General features: G+C 50.8%; 14 protein-coding genes, 1 tRNA gene and 1 riboswitch. Of the genes, 7 read left to right on the forward strand and 8 right to left on the reverse strand.

The genetic code is table 11. The features are described from left to right. Nucleotides 1–34: 34 nt before the first annotated feature. Nucleotides 35–111, reverse strand: a tRNA-Ile gene (locus AB3G37_RS03150). A gap of 142 nt (nt 112–253) precedes the next feature. Between AB3G37_RS03150 and mug the strand changes: the two genes are divergently transcribed. Then, nucleotides 254–748: a G/U mismatch-specific DNA glycosylase gene (gene mug / locus AB3G37_RS03155; protein ID WP_369789681.1), complete on the forward strand. Its 495-nt coding sequence runs from the start codon at nt 254–256 to the stop codon at nt 746–748. Nucleotides 749–963: 215 nt separating this feature from the next. On the opposite strand, the gene rpoD is transcribed toward mug, so the two are convergent. The 3 genes from rpoD to rpsU all read right to left on the reverse strand — a co-directional run bounded on the left by rpoD (nt 964) and on the right by rpsU (nt 5405). Next, nucleotides 964–2802 (reverse strand): RNA polymerase sigma factor RpoD, encoded by a 1839-nt coding sequence (gene rpoD / locus AB3G37_RS03160; protein WP_009638507.1) that lies wholly within the window; start codon nt 2800–2802, stop codon nt 964–966. 452 nt (nt 2803–3254) lie between these two features. After that, nucleotides 3255–5000: a DNA primase gene (gene dnaG / locus AB3G37_RS03165; protein WP_369789682.1), complete on the reverse strand. Its 1746-nt coding sequence runs from the start codon at nt 4998–5000 to the stop codon at nt 3255–3257. 189 nt (nt 5001–5189) lie between these two features. Further along, complete coding sequence (rpsU, locus tag AB3G37_RS03170) at nt 5190–5405, reverse strand: 30S ribosomal protein S21 (protein WP_001144069.1); 216 nt, start codon at nt 5403–5405, stop codon at nt 5190–5192. 347 nt (nt 5406–5752) lie between these two features. On the opposite strand from rpsU, the gene tsaD reads away from it, so the two are divergent. Next, nucleotides 5753–6766: a tRNA (adenosine(37)-N6)-threonylcarbamoyltransferase complex transferase subunit TsaD gene (tsaD, locus tag AB3G37_RS03175; protein ID WP_009638509.1), complete on the forward strand. Its 1014-nt coding sequence runs from the start codon at nt 5753–5755 to the stop codon at nt 6764–6766. Between the two features lie 270 nt (nt 6767–7036). On the opposite strand, the gene plsY is transcribed toward tsaD, so the two are convergent. Continuing rightward, a complete protein-coding gene (plsY, locus tag AB3G37_RS03180; RefSeq protein ID WP_009638510.1) occupies nt 7037–7678 on the reverse strand; it encodes a glycerol-3-phosphate 1-O-acyltransferase PlsY in 642 nt (213 codons plus the stop codon). 123 nt (nt 7679–7801) lie between these two features. Between plsY and folB the strand changes: the two genes are divergently transcribed. Together folB and bacA are read left to right on the forward strand one after the other, a co-directional pair. After that, entirely contained in the window at nt 7802–8161 is a 360-nt protein-coding gene (folB, locus tag AB3G37_RS03185) for a bifunctional dihydroneopterin aldolase/7,8-dihydroneopterin epimerase (protein WP_009638511.1), read from the forward strand. A gap of 179 nt (nt 8162–8340) precedes the next feature. Beyond that, nucleotides 8341–9168 carry an undecaprenyl-diphosphate phosphatase gene (gene bacA / locus AB3G37_RS03190; RefSeq protein WP_369789683.1) on the forward strand — a complete coding sequence of 276 codons (828 nt, stop codon included), beginning with the start codon at nt 8341–8343 and terminating at the stop codon, nt 9166–9168. A 70-nt stretch (nt 9169–9238) separates the two neighbouring features. On the opposite strand, the gene AB3G37_RS03195 is transcribed toward bacA, so the two are convergent. Continuing rightward, nucleotides 9239–10477 (reverse strand): multifunctional CCA addition/repair protein, encoded by a 1239-nt coding sequence (locus AB3G37_RS03195; RefSeq protein ID WP_369789684.1) that lies wholly within the window; start codon nt 10475–10477, stop codon nt 9239–9241. Between the two features lie 189 nt (nt 10478–10666). Then, a complete protein-coding gene (locus AB3G37_RS03200) occupies nt 10667–11287 on the reverse strand; it encodes a TIGR04211 family SH3 domain-containing protein (RefSeq protein ID WP_009638514.1) in 621 nt (206 codons plus the stop codon). 231 nt (nt 11288–11518) lie between these two features. Here AB3G37_RS03200 and AB3G37_RS03205 point away from each other — a divergent pair, with 231 nt between their 5' ends. The 3 genes from AB3G37_RS03205 (at nt 11519) to hldE (ending at nt 17315) form a co-directional block, all read left to right on the forward strand. Further along, a complete protein-coding gene (locus tag AB3G37_RS03205; RefSeq protein ID WP_369789685.1) occupies nt 11519–12826 on the forward strand; it encodes an inorganic triphosphatase in 1308 nt (435 codons plus the stop codon). 54 nt (nt 12827–12880) lie between these two features. Beyond that, entirely contained in the window at nt 12881–15733 is a 2853-nt protein-coding gene (glnE, locus tag AB3G37_RS03210) for a bifunctional [glutamate--ammonia ligase]-adenylyl-L-tyrosine phosphorylase/[glutamate--ammonia-ligase] adenylyltransferase (protein WP_369789686.1), read from the forward strand. Between the two features lie 151 nt (nt 15734–15884). Continuing rightward, nucleotides 15885–17315, forward strand: coding sequence for a bifunctional D-glycero-beta-D-manno-heptose-7-phosphate kinase/D-glycero-beta-D-manno-heptose 1-phosphate adenylyltransferase HldE (hldE, locus tag AB3G37_RS03215; protein WP_369789687.1), 1431 nt, complete (start codon nt 15885–15887; stop codon nt 17313–17315). A 132-nt stretch (nt 17316–17447) separates the two neighbouring features. Here hldE and AB3G37_RS03220 read toward each other — a convergent pair whose 3' ends face one another. Next, nucleotides 17448–17756, reverse strand: a complete 309-nt coding sequence (locus AB3G37_RS03220) for an accessory factor UbiK family protein (RefSeq protein ID WP_009638519.1) — start codon at nt 17754–17756, stop codon at nt 17448–17450. 135 nt (nt 17757–17891) lie between these two features. After that, nucleotides 17892–18076, forward strand: a riboswitch (FMN riboswitch). Nucleotides 18077–18117 lie beyond the last annotated feature (41 nt).

Genomic DNA, 18117 nt, shown 5'->3' on the forward strand with positions numbered 1-18117 from the left:
AGTGGCTTAATATGCTGATTTAACAGCTAAAATTTGGTGGCCCCTACTGGACTTGAACCAGTGACCAAGCGATTATGAGTCGCGTGCTCTAACCAACTGAGCTAAGGGGCCGCGGGGCGAGATTATACGGCAGTTAGTTGCTCCAGGTCTACACCTCAAACAACCGTATGCCTGATTAATGTACAACTTTTAGCTTGTTGTTATTGCTGCGAGTTTTTAGGATAGCAACATTAAAATTTACTAAAGGCTTAACATGATCACAGACATCATTGACCACAATCTTCGCGTACTTTTCTGCGGTATCAATCCTGGCCTCTCCACCGCGCACCATGGCTTCCATTTTGCTAACTCTAACAATCGCTTCTGGAAAGTCATTCATCAGGCAGGTTTCACTGAACGCCTCTTAAAACCAGAAGAAGAGCAGCATCTGCTGGATACCGGCTGCGGGATCACTATGCTGGTCGAGCGGCCAACGGTCGAGGCCACTGAATTGGCGCGCAACGAGCTGCGCAATGGCGGTGAAGCGTTGAAAGACAAGGTCATGCAGTATCAACCTCGGGCATTGGCAGTGCTGGGCAAGCAGGCATTTAGTAGTGCGTTTGGTATTCGCAAGGTTGAGTGGGGTTTGCAACCTGTTACGCTTGGCGAAACGCAAGTATGGGTATTGCCTAATCCAAGTGGTCTCAATCGCGCGACATTAGATGCACTGGTAAATAGCTATCAAGAGTTATACGACGCGCTAAAATAGTGCTCACCGGCTTTGCAGGGCTTTATTTGGTAATTTAAAACTAAATTGGGCAGCCTCATTCAATAATTTACCCGAATTTTGGGGCCTGATTTAGCCAGCACTTTCTATCTTGCCAAAAGATTGGCCTGCTGAATTAAGATCGAGGCTCATAAAAAAGCCCCGTCGGGATAACCAGACGGGGCTTTTGTTTTCAACTAACCATTATCGCTTATCGATTAATCGTCGAGGAAGCTACGCAGTACTTCAGAACGGCTTGGGTGGCGCAGTTTACGCAACGCTTTCGCTTCGATCTGACGGATACGCTCACGGGTAACGTCAAACTGTTTGCCCACTTCTTCCAGCGTGTGGTCAGTGTTCATATCGATACCAAAACGCATACGCAGAACTTTCGCTTCACGAGCGGTCAGACCAGCCAGTACGTCGTGTGTTGCAGAACGCAGGCTCTCGGAAGTGGCAGAATCCAGTGGCAGCTCGAGGGTAGTATCCTCAATAAAATCACCCAGATGCGAATCTTCATCGTCGCCGATTGGCGTTTCCATGGAGATAGGCTCTTTGGCGATCTTCAGCACTTTACGGATTTTGTCTTCTGGCATCAGCATACGCTCGGCCAGTTCTTCAGGCGTTGGCTCGCGGCCCATCTCTTGCAGCATCTGACGGGAGATACGGTTGAGTTTGTTGATCGTCTCAATCATATGTACCGGGATACGGATGGTACGCGCCTGGTCGGCGATAGAACGGGTGATAGCCTGACGGATCCACCAGGTCGCATAAGTCGAGAACTTATAACCACGGCGATATTCAAACTTATCAACAGCTTTCATCAGGCCGATGTTACCTTCCTGAATCAGATCGAGGAACTGCAAGCCGCGGTTGGTGTATTTCTTGGCGATCGAAATAACCAGACGCAAGTTGGCTTCCACCATCTCTTTCTTCGCGCGACGCGCTTTCGCTTCACCGATCGACATGCGACGGTTGATATCTTTAACCTGTTCGATGGTCAGACCGGTTTCTTCTTCGATCTGGCGCAGCTTTTGCAGCCCGCGCTGTACATCTTCAGTCACTTCTTTCAGTTTTTCAGACCATGGCTTAGCCATTGCCAGTGCCGCTTCGAACCAGGTTTGATTGGTTTCGTTGCCGGCGAACAGGTTGACGAAGTTTTTCTTCGGCATTTTGCACTGTTCAACACACAGCTTCATGATCAGACGTTCCTGAGCACGAACGCGGTCCATCATGGAGCGCATGCTGTTAACCAGGAAGTCGAACTGCTTAGGCACCAGACGGAACTGTTTGAAAACTTCAGACAGTTTCAGGATCTCTTCAGCAGAACTCTTGTGGCTGCGGCCGTTTTTCTTGATGACTGAACGGGTCGCTTCGTGCTGCTCACGCAGTTCGGTAAATTTCTGACGCGCCAACTCAGGGTCGATGCTGTTGTCGTCTTCGGCATCGTCGTCTTCGTCTTCATCGTCGTCTGAATCGTCTAATTCTTCGTTAGACAACTCTGAACCAACGTGAGTCGCGGTCGGTGCAATTTCTTCTTCTGCGTTAGGATCAACAAAACCGGTAATCAAATCTGACAGACGAGCTTCGCCTGCTTCAACACGGTCATATTGCTCTAACAAATAGGTGATAGCTTCAGGATATTCGGCAACCGAGCACTGAACCTGGTTGATACCGTCTTCGATACGTTTGGCGATGTCGATTTCGCCTTCACGGGTCAAGAGTTCTACGGTACCCATTTCACGCATATACATGCGGACAGGATCGGTGGTACGGCCGATTTCAGATTCTACGCTTGAGAGCACCTGCGCTGCGGCTTCTGCTGCATCTTCGTCGGTATCAGGTCTATTTTCGGCCAGCATCAAATCATCGGCATCAGGCGCTTCTTCAAGAACCTGTATACCCATGTCGTTGATCATCTGGATGATGTCTTCGATCTGGTCGGAGTCGACGATATCTTCCGGCAGATGGTCATTGACCTCAGCAAAGGTCAAATAGCCTTGCTCCTTACCACGGGTGACAAGTAGCTTAAGCTGTGACTGCGGGTTTTGCTCCATAAGACGGTATCCACACTTCAGAGTATTGGGTTGGTGTCGGTCGGCGAAACCGCCAACTATAACATTTGGGGCGTATTTGATTTCGCCGCGGCCCACTATGGCGGCATTTTGCGGGGTAGCATCCCGCTATTTTGCGGCACTTAAGCCGTTATGTTCTGTACGCTTTGTCCTTGAAGCTACAGCTTTGTTGGCTTCGTTCATTCACTCCGGTCACTTACTTAATGTAAGCTCCCAGAGGTTCATTCGCTCGCCGCCTTGCTGTAACTTCAATGACTTTGCGTGACGCTTCGTCCTTGAAGCTACAGCCTTGTTAGCTTCGTTCATTCACTCGGGTCACTTACTTAATGTAAGCTTCCAGAGGTTCATTCGCTCGCCGCCTTGCTGTAACTTCAATGACTTTGCGTAGCGTCAAGTAGCTTTAATAAAAGGTACTCAACGTATAAATTTGTGTTCTAGCGCTTTCTGCGCGCTTCGGTAATGGCTCGGACTTCTTCCCGTTCCTCGGCACTCAAGCCTTCGGTTCGTGAGCGGGCGATCAATGTTTCCAGTCTTTGCACCAATGCCGAGTCAAATAAATGATCCAGCGCGTCCAGGAATGTTTTTTCTGCAATGTCCCTATCTGCTATATCGTCCCACATTGCCAGGATTTCAAGCTGTGGGCCGAATTTATTATCGCGATACATCTCCAGCAACTGGCCAGTTTTCAGGCCTGGCTGAGCATTACAGATGTCAGCGAGCTCTTTTAGCAGATCTAACCCCGGAAGTTTTGATTGCTCTAAACCTTGCAACGAGGGTATAAGTGTAGCCAGTTGTGGATTTTGTACCAGTAATCCTATCAGTATACGCATGGTTGTGCGTTTTAGCTGTGGAGCCTGGTAGCTATTTGCACTTTCCGCCGGCTTCGGCATCAGTTTTTCCAGCTGACTATCATCTAATATCCCAAGCTTGTTGCCTAACTGCTGACGCAAATACAGCCGCAGCGTCTCGCCTGGAACCTGGCTCACCAGCGGTAGCGCGAGCATGCTCAGTTTAGTGCGTCCTTCGGGACTGGTTAAATCGACCTGCGGCATCAGAGTGTCAAACAGGAAAGTCGAGATTGAATGCGCCTCTTCCATCCGTTGTTCAAACGCCTCTTTACCCTCTTTACGCACCAGCGTATCGGGGTCTTCGCCGTCGGGTAAAAACATAAAACGTAGCTGACGGCCATCCTGCAAATAAGGCAGGGCGGTTTCCAGCGCGCGCCAGGCGGCTTCTCTGCCTGCCCGGTCGCCGTCATAACAGCAAATCACGGTGTCAGTCGCGCGGAACAACAGCTGAATATGTTCAGCCGTAGTTGAGGTTCCCAGCGAGGCGACGGCGTAATCTACGCCGAATTGCGCCAGCGCAACGACGTCCATATAGCCTTCAACCACCAGAAGTCGGGCGGGTGTTGGGTGATTCACCTGTGCTTCATAAAGACCGTAAAGCTGGCGGCCCTTGTGGAAAATTTCTGTTTCTGGGGAGTTGAGATATTTGGGTAATGCGTCGCCCAGTACTCGCCCACCAAACGCAATGACCCGGCCGCGTTTATCACGGATTGGGAACATGACACGTTCGCGAAAACGGTCGTAACTCCGCCCTTGTTCATTGGTGATCAACATACCTGCGTCAGTCAGAGAGCTTCTGTCGTCGGCGGATTTGCCAAAGCGTTTTAACGCGTTGTCCCAGCCCGCAGGGGCGAAACCAATGGCAAAATGGTTGATAACGTCGTCGCTTAAACCGCGCTGCGTAAGATACTCGCGAGCGGGTGCACCGGCAGGCTGCTTAAGTGACTGCTTGTAGAACTCGCTGAGCGGTTCCATTAGCTGGTAAAGACTTTGACGCTGGTGGCGTTCCATAGGGGTCGGGCCGGTGCCAACTTCATACGGCACTTCCAAACCTTGCATGGTAGCCAGTTCCTCGATGCATTCGACAAATTCGAGCCGATCGTAGTTCATCAGGAAGTCGACGGCGTTGCCGTGTGCTCCACAGCCGAAACAATGATAAAACTGCTTATCGCTGTTTACGGTGAATGAGGGTGTTTTCTCATGGTGAAATGGGCAGCACGCGTGATAATTCTTGCCTTGCTTTTTTAACTTCACACGAGCATCGATTAAGTCGACGATGTCGGTGCGAGCCAGCAAGTCATTGATAAATACGCGCGGAATTCTCCCAGCCATAAGCCCCTTACTCACTTACCCTTCATCTTTAGTTTTGCAGCATTAGCGGCATTACTGAAGCTATCGGGGGTAGCCTATAAACGAGAACAAGCCGCGCATTCCTTTCGGAAAGCACGGCCTTCGTATGCAACTACTCGGTCTGCGCGTTTTAAAAAACAGTATCACGCGGGTGGGGTTGCCCCCGAAGAATTAATACAGACGAGTGCGACGTGCGTTTTCGCGAGCCAGTTTCTTGGCGTGGCGTTTTACAGCAGATGCTTTAGCGCGTTTACGTTCGGTAGTCGGTTTTTCATAGAATTCGCGACGACGAACTTCGGCTAGAACACCTGCTTTTTCGCAGGAACGCTTGAAGCGACGCAGAGCTACGTCGAACGGCTCGTTTTCACGTACTTTAATTACAGGCATGTGCCTCTCACCTCGATAAAATCGGTTTGTTCGCTAGCGTTGTGCCAGCTCATTTCAAAATGGTGCGGAATTTTACTCCACTTTGCCTGGCCTTGTAAAGCCCAATGGCAAATTGAAACGGGCGTTTTACAATCCTCATTACGGGGGACTGTGCGTTCGCTTTTGCGTCGGCCGGCGATTATATACCAATCAACTTGAATTGCTCGATATTAATCATTGTTTTGCACATAAAACTGGCAATTGTGGCTGTTTAACACCCGCTTCGCCATTGACCAGGCATTACCGTTGACAGGTTGTATGCTAGACTACGCGCCGCGAGTTGGCGCCAAAACATGATGGAAAGAGTGATGCGAGTACTAGGTATAGAAACGTCCTGCGATGAAACCGGGATTGCAATTTACGACACCGAAAAGGGGTTGTTGGCTAACCAACTGTATAGTCAGGTAAAAGTGCACGCTGACTACGGCGGTGTGGTGCCAGAACTGGCCTCACGTGACCACGTGCGTAAAACGCTGCCGCTGATTCAGGAAGCGCTGAAAGAGGCGAATCTGACTGCTCGAGACATTGATGGCGTGGCTTATACCGCCGGTCCGGGGCTGGTGGGTGCATTATTAGTCGGCGCCACTATTGGCCGCTCGCTGGCATTCGCCTGGAACGTGCCCGCTGTTCCCGTCCATCACATGGAAGGTCATCTTTTAGCGCCAATGCTGGAAGATAATCCGCCTGATTTTCCTTTCGTCGCGCTGCTGGTTTCTGGTGGTCATACCCAGCTTATCAGCGTGACCGGCATTGGTGAATACACCCTGCTCGGCGAGTCTGTGGATGACGCTGCGGGTGAAGCCTTTGATAAAACAGCAAAACTGCTGGGTCTTGATTATCCTGGCGGGCCGATGCTCTCCAAAATGGCTCAGCAGGGAGTTGCAGGGCGTTTTACTTTCCCGCGTCCTATGACCGATCGTCCGGGCCTGGATTTCAGTTTTTCGGGCCTGAAAACCTTTGCCGCCAACACTGTGCGCGGCAATGATAGCGACCCGCAAACTCATGCTGATATTGCGCGAGCCTTTGAAGATGCGGTTGTTGATACGTTGGCCATTAAATGTAAACGTGCGCTGGATCAGACCGGTTTTAAACGTCTAGTGATGGCAGGCGGCGTAAGCGCTAATCGCACGTTGCGCAGCAAACTGGCAGAAGTAATGAGCAAGCGCGGTGGCGAAGTGTTTTATGCGCGTCCGGAATTTTGTACCGATAATGGTGCCATGATTGCCTATGCTGGAATGGTTCGTTTGAAAACGGGCGCAACAGCGGATCTCGGCATTTCGGTTCGTCCACGTTGGCCGTTGGACGAGCTCGCGCCCGTGTGAGGTGAGCTACGACTGCGTTTGTATATCACAACGCCGGTATGAGACGAGCTATGACGGCGTTACTGCGTCGCTTCGAAATACTCACATACTAATGTATGCTGCGTTTTCTCAGCTTCTGGTGCCTTGTCGCGCAACGTCTCACACAGGCTGGATTCTAAAAGCATGTTGAGTTCTAACAGCAAGTTGGATTCTAAAAGCGGGCTGGATTCTAAAAAACTATTATAGCAAGCAAATAAAAACGACCCTTTTGAGGTCGTTTTTTTATGTCTGTTATTTGCCGTCTTTGACTTGCTGCGCCGCCTTTTTATCGTTGCGCTTTTGCTTGAGTCGAGTCCAGATTTTGGTTTCTTGCCCACGCCACAATCGCTGAATATTATCGTGATGACGTAGCAATATCAGGCAGGAAAGCATGGCAACCGGGAAAGTAAACTGTGGTTTGAACCACCAGACATAAAACGGTGCGATTAGCGCGCTGACAATTGCGCCCAGTGAAGAGTAACCGCTCAAAAGAACCGTTAATAGCCAGGTACCCATCACCAGGCCGGTAAGGTCCCAGCCGATAGGAGCGATGGCACCTAACGCGGTAGCAACGCCTTTGCCTCCCTGGAAACGGAAAAATACCGGGTAAATATGTCCAAGGCAGGCAGCGATGGCGGTCAAGCCAAGATACATTGGGCTGACATGTAGCTTATAGGCAAGCCATACAGGCAGCATACCTTTTAAAACATCAAATACCAGAACCGATGCGGCGGCGGCTTTCCCACCAAAACGCAGTACATTGGTTGCGCCGGGATTGCCGGAGCCTTGGGTTCGGGGGTCGGGTAATCTCGCCAGGCGACAGACCAGAATAGCGCTGGAAATTGAGCCGCAAAGGTAGGCGAGAATAATCATTCCAAGCGCGGTTGCACTCATAAAAGCAATTCCGTCTATTAGGGGGTCGTGTAAAACACTACTTCCATGGATAATACGCACTTTCAGCTGGAAGTGGTATACCTTTGGGTTAATCTGGCGGGGCCAAAAACAGAGAATCGTGTGATGGATATCGTATTTATTGAACAACTAAATGTAATCACCACCATAGGCGCTTTTGAGTGGGAACAAACCATTCAGCAGAAGCTGGTGTTTGATATTGAGCTTGCCTGGGATAATCGTAAATCGGCGAAAAGTGATGATGTAAACGACTGCCTGAGCTATGCAGATGTCAGTGACGTCGTTATCCAGCACGTGACCTCACAAAGTTTTGCGCTGGTTGAACGTGTCGCCGAAGAGGTCGCCAGCCTGCTGATGTCGCGATTTAATACTCCATGGGTGAGGATCAAGCTCAGTAAGCCAGGTGCCATTGCACATGCGGCAAATGTCGGCGTTATTATCGAACGCGGCACGAGGACTCAATAATTTTAACTATTATTAAATTCAAATAGTCATAATTGAAAAACTGCTGTCATAATAATGTATTACTAATATCATATTAATTAGTCTTTTTTGAGTAAGAGTAGGCAAATTCTTAATTTTGCCTTAAGACGTTAGAGCATATTGCGCTTTTAAGTGAACACTCTATTTGGGGCAGGGATATTATGGTAACTGAAGGTCATCAGCTATTAATTGCGCTGATTTTAGGTATTGTTGAAGGCTTGACGGAATTCTTGCCGGTGTCATCTACCGGGCACTTAATTATCGCAGGTAATCTGATGGGGTACACAGATGATAAATCGAAAGTTTTCGAGGTTATCATCCAGTTAGGTTCCATACTTGCCGTTGTTGTAATGTTCTGGCGTCGCTTATTTGGCTTGATAGGCATTCATTTTGGCAAAAAAGTCGAACACGAAGGCATTGGTAAAGGTCATTTAACCCTGCTGCATATTATTCTTGGCATGCTGCCAGCGGTAGTTATTGGCCTGCTGTTTAGTCATGACATCAAAGGTCTATTTGAACCTAAATATGTCATGTATGCATTGGTAGTCGGCGGTATTTATATTTTAATTGCCGAATGGATAAAGCCGAAATTCCCCAAGGCAGTAGGTGTTGATGATATTACCTATTTGCAGGCATTCTTGATTGGTTGTTTGCAGTGTCTGGCGCTGTGGCCTGGTTTTTCTCGCTCCGGTGCAACTATTGGTGGTGGATTACTCGTCGGTGTCAGCCGATATGCCGCTTCAGAATACTCTTTCCTGCTGGCTGTGCCGATGATGTTAGGCGCCAGCGCGCTTGATCTTTACAAGAATCATTCGATCCTGAGCTGGTCAGATTTGCCGATGTTTGCCGTCGGTTTCATTACTGCTTTCATCGTCGCGCTAATCGCCATTAAAACCTTCCTGGCAGTGATCAAACGTATTTCGTTTGTTCCTTTCGCTATTTATCGCTTCGTTGTAGCGGGGCTGGTTTACTGGGTGTTTATGACCTGATGAGTTAGATTAATAAAAAAAACCCGCCTTGGCGGGTTTTTTTATGACAAAAAGCTTAAAAACTACAATTTCAATGCGGCATAATTCTTTGCGTTTCTCGCCATTCGGCCATGGCTGCGATACGGCGTTTGCCAAGCTCCTCGCGGATGGCCATTCCCTGCAAGCCCAGCGCGACGACTTCTTTAATCGATACACTATTGGCTGCATCGAAGGCGGAACGTAAGTAATCCCCCTGCGGATAAGGATTGCGTTCAAAACCGGTCCGCCCGCGAGCATCAGCCTCGCTGGTCAGGATCATTTGCTCAAGACGCTGCGGCTTGCGCCAAACGTCGATGGTATCGAATAACTTGAGCAGTGTTTCGGGGCGCAGGCGTTCGACCGTGTGAATAAGATCATGAAACTCAGCGACTAAAACCGCTAAATCACGAATTGCAGTCGGCACACGCAGGCGCTGGCACAGTTCCTCAACCAATTTAACCCCGGCAGGACCGTGACCGTGATGACTTGGCCAATGCTCCGGCGGGGTCAGACCTTTACCAAGATCATGGCACAGGGCCGAGAAACGAATATCAACGTCATCACTAAGCTCGGCGGCAAGCTTGAGCGTCATCATTGTATGAATCCCGGTATCAATTTCCGGATGCCATTTTGCCGGAGCAGGGACTCCAAACAGTGCATCGATTTCAGGGAAAAGCACCTTAAGTGCGCCACAGTCACGTAACACCTGAAAATAAATTTGCGGATCCTGCGTTTGCAGAGCCTTTTCAGTCTCTTTCCATACCCTTTCTGGCGTTAGAGCTTCAAGTTCGCCGCTGGCGGCCATTTCGGTAATCAATTGCTGTGTTTCAGGGGCAATGGAAAATCCAAGATGTGCAAAGCGAGCGGCAAAACGCGCCAGACGGAGAACGCGCAGCGGATCTTCGCCGAAGGCAGTGGAAACGTGGCGTAGAATGCGCGCTTCTAAATCACCCTGGCCGTGGTAGGGGTCGACTAAATCACCTTCCGCGCTACGAGCAATGGCGTTGATGGTGAGGTCGCGACGCATCAGATCCTGCTCGAGTGTCACATCGGGCGAAGCGTAGCAGGTAAAACCGTTGTAACCGGCCCCGGATTTGCGCTCGGTGCGGGCGAGGGCATATTCATCACGGCTGACAGGGTGGAGGAAAACAGGAAAATCTTTGCCAACCTGTTGATAGCCGAGTTCGAGCATTGCCTCGGGCGTGGAACCGACCACCACCCAATCTTGCTCATGAACGGCAAGGTTTAACAGACTGTCGCGGACGGCACCGCCGACCAGATAGATTTTCACGGGAAACTCCTGAAACATATAACCAGAGGAATAGGGCTTAAGCCTTTATTGTAGCAAATTTGTTAATGGCATTTCTTGTCTATCGGTTTATTACACGCTACGGCCCTTTATAGCAGCAACACGAAAAGGCACCCAAGGTGCCTTTCGTTGGAGGTCTAAATCTGCTCAGTATTAGGGGAGGAATAAACCTCAGCTCATCCAGCGATCTTTCTTCTTACGGCGTGGAACCAGGTGTGGTAACACCAATCCGAGGATCAGGCCGATGCCCGCTACGCCACCGCCATACATAAACCATTGTAAAATAATGGTTCTTTGTTTGTCGTCCAACTGAACGTTAACGGCGCTAACTTTTTTCTGCGCCACAATCAGCTGATTTTTAAGATCCTGATTCTCTTTCTTCAAACCGTTGATAATGCCATCGCTGGAAGAGACTTTTTGCTGCATCTCTGCGGTGCGCTGATTCCAGCTATTATCAATATTGCTAAGCTTGTCGGTCAGCGTTTTCACCTGCTGTTGCAGGTCAGGTACTTGGGTGCGAACGCTCGGTGCGGTGCTCAGCTGGTCCAGGGGGATCCAGGCGTCACGGCCTTTGGCATCAACGATTTGACCATAGTTAGTGGTGGTATTGACACTCTTTAAAGTCACTTCATCGCCGGAATTGAGTGCGCCAACGATGCGGAATTGGTTTCCTGGGCCACTGTGGATATAGGTGATGAGATCGTCGGAAATATAGCGCTTTTCATCTGCATGAGCGCCCCAAGTAATACCTAAAGAAAGCAAAGCGAAACCGAAAAGGCGTAGTTTATTCATTATTAATCATTCTTCGTAGTTTGCGGGCCTGCGGATCAGTGCCCCGACTGTCGATAAATTTAAAGTTGAACGATAGTAAGGGCAACAGTGTGACGACGCAACGCATAAACCTAAATGAGAACTATCTTACAATCCCACGAGATGCGGCTCGCAGCAGGCGTGTGTGCTAGAATCGCAAAAATTTTTCGTATAAGCCCAGAGGCTTATCAGCCAAGACCGGTGCCAAGACTTATGACCCTAGAAATTGAATTAAAATTTATTGCCAGTCCAGCGGCAATTGCCGAACTGCCAGAACAGCTGGCTGCGTTTTCAAGCCAGCATTCTGCACCACAGAAGCTGACCAATATTTATTACGAAACTGCCGATAATCGCCTGCGTAAGCTTGATATGGGGCTGCGTATTCGTGGTTTCGACGACAGCTACGAGATGACAATCAAAACTGCCGGAAAGGTTGTCGCGGGTTTGCATCAGCGCCCTGAATATAATGTCAGTATCAACAAGCCTGAGCTGGACCTGAGCCTGTTCCCGGCGGATATCTGGCCGGAAGGCCTTGACATCAGCGCGTTACAGGCTGAGCTGTCGCCGCTGTTCCGCACTGATTTTGTTCGCGAGAAGTGGGTGATCACTTACCAGCAAAGCGAGATTGAGCTTGGTCTCGACCAAGGAAGCGTAACCGCAGGCGAGCTTAATGAACCGTTGGCGGAAATCGAGCTGGAAATCAAGGAAGGCAACACGGTCGATCTGCTGGAGCTGGCGTCACTGCTGGGTAAAAATGGCGGCCTGCGTCTTGGTGGTTTGAGCAAAGCGGCACGTGGCTATCATCTGGCGCAGGGCAATGTGTTGCGCGAAGCGCGCAGCCTGCCGGTCTATCAGCCTGCAGCGAAAACCACGGTAGAACAGGCTTTGAGCGGCATGCTTGAGCTGGCGCTGAGCCACTGGCAATACCACGAAGAACTGTGGGTTCGCGGTGAAAAAACCGCACGCATCACCGTTCTGCAAGCGGTAGAAGCCGTGCGTCAGACGCTGGTTATTGTTGGTGGCCTAATTCCACGTAAAGCCTCCACCGAGCTCCGCGCATTGTTGACCGAGCTGGCTGAGAAGCTGGAAAAGAAAGGTTTGGATGCTCAAGAAGTATGCCTGAGTGCTGATTATCTGAAGTGTAAGTTAGTGCTTACTTCATGGCTGGCGAATCAAGGCTGGAAGCCATTCGTTGATGATAAATCACAGAAGAAACTCGACGGCTCCTTTAAGCGTTTTGCTGACATCATGCTGGGCCGCACTGCTGCCGATCTGAAAGAAGCCTTTGCCCAGTCGCTCACCGAAGAAGGTTTCCGCGATCAGCTTGCCCGCCTGAAACGGCAGATTATTTCCTTCCACCTGCTTTCTGGTGCTTATCCTCTTGCAGAATCAATGGCCTACATTAATGTATGGACTGAGCTGCAGCAGGCTATCGTTCAGCAACAGCACGCCTGGGAAGACTCGGCTCGTCAGCACGCGGTCATTCAGCCAGCATTCTGGCTAAACGGACAGCCACGTTAATTGTTAAGCCCGGCCTGATTGCATGTCAGGCCGATTATTATAGGAAGCCGAAAAATGTTGCCTCTCACTCCGCTGCTTGAAGCTCAGGCCGAAAAGTTGCACCTGCGTTTTAAACAAAGCATCGAACAACAGCAGTTAAATGACGCACCAGCGCTTAACGAAGGCGCGCTTCGCGTATTAGCCAGCAGCGATTTCATTAGTGAGAATTTTATCGCTCATCCGCAGTGGTGGCAGGATATTTTTGCCAAACCGCCGCGCGTTGACGAATGGCAACATTATTCAACCGAGCTGGCAGTTGTGCTGGCACAAGTTACCGATGAACCGGGTTTGATGCAGGCGCTGCGTCTGTTCCGCAAAGCCAAAATGCTGCGTATCAGCTGGTCTCAGGCGATGCAAACCAGTAGCTGTGAGCAAACGCTGCAACAATTGAGCGTGTTGGCTGAAACACTGATCGTCGGCGCCCGCGACTGGCTTTACGAAGTTTGCTGCCGCGAATGGGGTACTCCGGTCAATGCGGCGGGCGATCCGCAGAGGCTGCTTATCCTCGGTATGGGAAAATTGGGCGGTGGCGAGCTGAATTTTTCATCTGATATTGATCTGATTTTTTCTTATCCTGAGAACGGGCAGACCCAGGGCGGCCGCCGTCAGCTTGAAAATGCGCAATTTTTTACTCGTCTCGGCCAGCGGCTGATTAAAGCTCTGGATCAGCCAACCATCGACGGTTTTGTCTATCGTGTCGACATGCGGCTGAGGCCGTTTGGTGACAGCGGTCCGCTGGTGATGAGTTTTTCGGCGATTGAAGATTACTATCAAGAGCAGGGCCGCGACTGGGAACGCTATGCGATGGTCAAGGCCAAGCTGATGGGCGGGGCGGAAGATACCAGCAGTCAGGAAATTCGCAAGATGCTGAAACCCTTTGTGTTTCGGCGCTACATTGATTTCAGCGTAATCCAGTCGTTGCGTAACATGAAAGGTATGATCGCTCGAGAGGTGCGCCGTCGCGGCTTGAAAGACAACATCAAGCTGGGAGCGGGCGGCATCCGCGAGATTGAATTTATCGTTCAGGTATTCCAGCTGATCCGCGGTGGTCGTGAGCCGTTGCTTCAGCAGCGATCGCTTTTGCCAACGCTGCAGGCGATAGAAGCTCTTCATTTACTGCCTGAGAATCAGGTCAGGCAACTCACTGACAGCTATCTCTTTTTACGCCGACTGGAAAACCTGTTGCAGGCGATTGCCGATGAGCAAACGCAAACACTGCCAGAAGATGAGCTAAATCGCGCCCGATTGGCCTGGGGCATGAATTTCGAGACCTGGGCTGAGCTGAGCCAACATACAGCGCAGCACATGCTGGCAGTTCGCGCAGTGTTTGACGAGCTGATTGGCGACGACACTCCGGATGCCGGGGACGATCCGCAGCAGGAGCAGTTCAACAGCCTGTGGACCGATCAACTGGACGACAGCGACTTACTGACTTTGGCCGCAGACCTGCCAGAACAGGGGCGAACCAATCTGCTGCGCACCATTTCCGAGTTCCGTCAGGATGTTGATAAACGCACCATCGGTCCTCGCGGTCGTGACCAGCTTGATCAACTGATGCCAAGGATGCTGGCGCAAGTGTGTACTTACCACAATGCTGATGTGGTGCTGCAACGCCTGACCCTCTTGCTGCTCAATATCGTCACGCGTACAACCTATATCGAGCTGCTTGTGGAGTATCCCGGCGCGCTCAAACAGCTGATTCGGCTGTGTGCGGCTTCGCCGATGGTGGCCAATCAGCTGGCGCGACACCCTATCTTGCTTGACGAACTTCTTGATCCTAATACCCTTTATAATCCCATCGCGCCTGAGTCATATCCCGATGAGCTGCGCCAGTATCTGCTACGCGTGCCGTCGGACGATGAGGAGCAGCAAATTGAAGCGCTGCGCCAGTTTAAGCAGTCACAACAGCTGCGTATTGCCGCAGGAGACATCGCCGGAGTCTTGCCGGTGATGAAAGTCAGCGATCATCTGACCTATCTGGCTGAAGCGATTCTTACGGCGGTTATTCAGCAGGCCTGGGATCACATGCTGATGCGCTATGGTCAGCCGGGTCATTTACAGCAGCGCGAAGGGCGTGGTTTTGCGGTCATTGGTTATGGAAAACTGGGTGGCTGGGAGTTGGGCTACAGCTCGGATATGGATCTAGTGTTCCTGCATGATTGCCCGATGGACGTGATGACCGACGGACCGCGCAGTATCGACGGCCGTCAGTTTTACCTGCGGCTGGCCCAGCGCATCATGCACCTGTTCAGCACTCGTACCGCATCAGGCATTCTCTACGAGGTAGACGATCGCCTGCGGCCTTCCGGTGCTTCCGGCATGCTGGTCAGTACCATCACAGCCTTCCACGATTATCAGCAGGAAAGCGCCTGGACCTGGGAACATCAGGCGTTAGTCCGCGCTCGAGTTGTTTACGGCAGTCCGGAAATGACCAGGCAGATCAATGCGATCCGCCGAGAAATTCTCTGCAAACCGCGTGAAGGCGAACAGTTGCAAAAAGAAGTGCGCGAAATGCGTGAAAAAATGATCACTCATCTGGCGAGCAAAAAAGGCGACGTTTTTGACCTCAAAGCGGATCCCGGTGGAATTACGGATATTGAATTTATCGCGCAGTATTTAGTGTTGCGTTACGCCAGTATTGAACCGGAGTTGACGCGCTGGTCCGACAACGTGCGTATTTTTGAACTGATGGCGCGCTACAACATTATGCCGCTGCAAGAGGCCGAACAGCTGACTCATGCCTACGTGACATTGCGTGATGAAATTCATCATCTTGCATTGCAGGAACATAATGGAAAAGTTGCGGTCGATATGTTTGTCACCGAGCGTGAGTACGTCAGGGCGAGCTGGCAGCATTGGCTGGGATAATGGGTTTTAGCCCTGTACTATCTGGCCTGTGATATTATCGCGCGCATTGTTTTGCGGATGACAATCCGTATTTGGCTACGATTGATTGCGTTAGCCTGTTTGCCGAGTTTTCTGCCCAAGAGTGATGGGTATATCTGTTTTGGAGTGTGGGATGAAAGTAACTTTGCCTGAGTTTCACCGTGCCGGTGTTTTGGTGGTTGGTGACGTAATGCTAGACCGCTACTGGTATGGCCCGACCAGCCGTATTTCACCGGAAGCCCCGGTGCCAGTGGTTAAAGTCAACACCATTGAAGAGCGTCCGGGCGGTGCAGCAAACGTGGCGATGAACATTGCCTCGCTCGGTGCGCGTTCTCGGCTAATAGGCCTGACCGGCGCAGATGATGCAGCGCGTGCTTTAAACGAACGTTTGAGCGAAGTAAACGTCACCTGTGATTTTCTCGCCTTGCCGACTCACCCTACTATCACTAAATTACGCATCTTGTCGCGCAACCAGCAGCTGATTCGCCTTGATTTTGAAGAAGGTTTTGAGGATGTCGATCTGCAGCCGATGCTTGAAAAAATCAAGCTTGCGCTGCCGCATACCGGCGCGCTGGTGCTTTCAGACTATGCCAAAGGGGCACTGAAAGACATCGAGCAAATGATTGCGCTGGCCAATGCCGCAGGAGTTCCCGTATTGATCGATCCTAAGGGGTCGGATTTCGAGCGCTATCGTGGGGCGACACTGCTAACGCCTAATCTTTCCGAATTTGAAGCAGTCGTTGGCCCTTGCAAAACCGAAGATCAGCTGGTGGAAAAAGGCATGGCGCTCATCGCTGGCTTTGAGCTTTCCGCGCTGTTGGTCACGCGTTCTGAACAGGGCATGACCCTGCTACAGCCGGGCAAAGCTCCGCTACATTTGCCGACGCAGGCGCAGGAAGTGTTCGACGTGACCGGCGCTGGCGATACGGTTATCGGCGTGCTGGCCACTGTGCTGGCCGCGGGCGCGAGCCTGGAAGATGCCTGCTTCCTGGCCAATGTTGCTGCCGGTGTGGTCGTCGCCAAGCTCGGGACGTCTACTGTTTCTACTGTCGAGTTGGAAAATGCCATCCACGGCCGTTCAGAAACCGGCTTTGGCGTGATGAGCGAAGAAGAGCTAAAGCTTGCGGTTGAGCAGGCGCGCAAACGTGGTGAGAACGTCGTTATGACTAACGGCATTTTCGACATTTTGCACGCTGGCCACGTTTCATATCTGGCCAACGCCCGCAAGTTGGGCGATCGCCTGATTGTCGCCGTTAACAGCGATGCCTCTACCAAACGCCTTAAAGGCGAGACGCGACCCGTGAATCCGCTGGCTCAGCGCATGGCTGTATTGGCCGCGCTTGGCGCTGTGGATTGGGTGGTCGGCTTCGAGGAAGATACGCCACGTCGCCTGATTGCCGGTATCTTGCCGGATCTATTGGTAAAAGGCGGAGACTATCAGCCGCACGAGATTGCAGGCTGTGATGAGGTTTGGGCGAACGGTGGCGAAGTTAAAGTGCTGAACTTCGAGGACGGTTTGTCGACGACTAAAATCATTAATCAGATCAAAGCGCAGCAAGATTAAGTCGCCATTGGTACGATTTTTCTATAAGTATCTGAAAAATAAATAATTTTCTACAAATGAAAAAGGCCAGCCGAGATGCCGGCCTTTTTGTTCTGCAGGATTAAACGGACTGAATACTGCCGAACCGTATAATTACTCTGCTTTTGGAGCCGCAGCTGGCGCGGTTGCTACGTTTGGCACTGGCGCAGTCGTTGCGGTATTCAGCTTACCTTCCAGTTCGGCGAGACGTTGTTCCAGCAAGGTCAGTTTTTCACGGGTGCGCAACAATACCTGAGTTTGCACGTCGAATTCTTCACGGTTAACGAGATCCATGCGGCTGAACTGAGCCTGAAGAACCTGGCGCACTTTCTTTTCAGTATCTTCCCCAAAATCGCGGATGCCTTTCGGCAGCGCTTCATGCACCTGTCGAGCAATTTGTTCAATTTTTTTAGTGTCGATCATTGTCGTTACCCTGTTTCAGAAAAGTGGCGTTCTCTTAGTGTAATGCCTGAACGCCATTCTATAAACCTATGTACTGGCTTTTAATAGCACAAAGGGGTCATTGCCCCGACGTTTTTTTGGCGTTATAGTTGCTTTGCTTATTCTCAGGGCGGGGTGCAAGTCCCCACCGGCGGTAAACCACAGAGTAAATTGGTGAAACACTCTTTCATCATCGTGGAAGCCCGCGAGCGCTTGAGTTTCTCTTTAGGGAGAGTTCAAGGTCAGCAGATCCGGTGTAATTCCGGGGCCGACGGTTATAGTCCGGATGGGAGAGATTAACGAATTTATCGGGCTTGATTGCCCGCTACGTTATTTTATAGCG

This window comes from Rouxiella sp. WC2420, assembly GCF_041200025.1.
Taxonomy (GTDB): Bacteria; Pseudomonadota; Gammaproteobacteria; order Enterobacterales; family Enterobacteriaceae; genus Rouxiella.

Excerpts from the sequence above, each read along its gene's own strand:
- mug (WP_369789681.1), top strand. The coding sequence starts at position 254 with ATGATCACAGACATCATTGACCACAATCTTCGCGTACTTTTCTGCGGT.
- rpoD (WP_009638507.1), bottom strand. The coding sequence starts at position 2,802 with ATGGAGCAAAACCCGCAGTCACAGCTTAAGCTACTTGTCACCCGTGGT.
- dnaG (WP_369789682.1), bottom strand. The coding sequence starts at position 5,000 with ATGGCTGGGAGAATTCCGCGCGTATTTATCAATGACTTGCTGGCTCGC.
- rpsU (WP_001144069.1), bottom strand. The coding sequence starts at position 5,405 with ATGCCTGTAATTAAAGTACGTGAAAACGAGCCGTTCGACGTAGCTCTG.
- tsaD (WP_009638509.1), top strand. The coding sequence starts at position 5,753 with ATGCGAGTACTAGGTATAGAAACGTCCTGCGATGAAACCGGGATTGCA.
- plsY (WP_009638510.1), bottom strand. The coding sequence starts at position 7,678 with ATGAGTGCAACCGCGCTTGGAATGATTATTCTCGCCTACCTTTGCGGC.
- folB (WP_009638511.1), top strand. The coding sequence starts at position 7,802 with ATGGATATCGTATTTATTGAACAACTAAATGTAATCACCACCATAGGC.
- bacA (WP_369789683.1), top strand. The coding sequence starts at position 8,341 with ATGGTAACTGAAGGTCATCAGCTATTAATTGCGCTGATTTTAGGTATT.
- AB3G37_RS03200 (WP_009638514.1), bottom strand. The coding sequence starts at position 11,287 with ATGAATAAACTACGCCTTTTCGGTTTCGCTTTGCTTTCTTTAGGTATT.
- AB3G37_RS03205 (WP_369789685.1), top strand. The coding sequence starts at position 11,519 with ATGACCCTAGAAATTGAATTAAAATTTATTGCCAGTCCAGCGGCAATT.
- glnE (WP_369789686.1), top strand. The coding sequence starts at position 12,881 with ATGTTGCCTCTCACTCCGCTGCTTGAAGCTCAGGCCGAAAAGTTGCAC.
- hldE (WP_369789687.1), top strand. The coding sequence starts at position 15,885 with ATGAAAGTAACTTTGCCTGAGTTTCACCGTGCCGGTGTTTTGGTGGTT.
- AB3G37_RS03220 (WP_009638519.1), bottom strand. The coding sequence starts at position 17,756 with ATGATCGACACTAAAAAAATTGAACAAATTGCTCGACAGGTGCATGAA.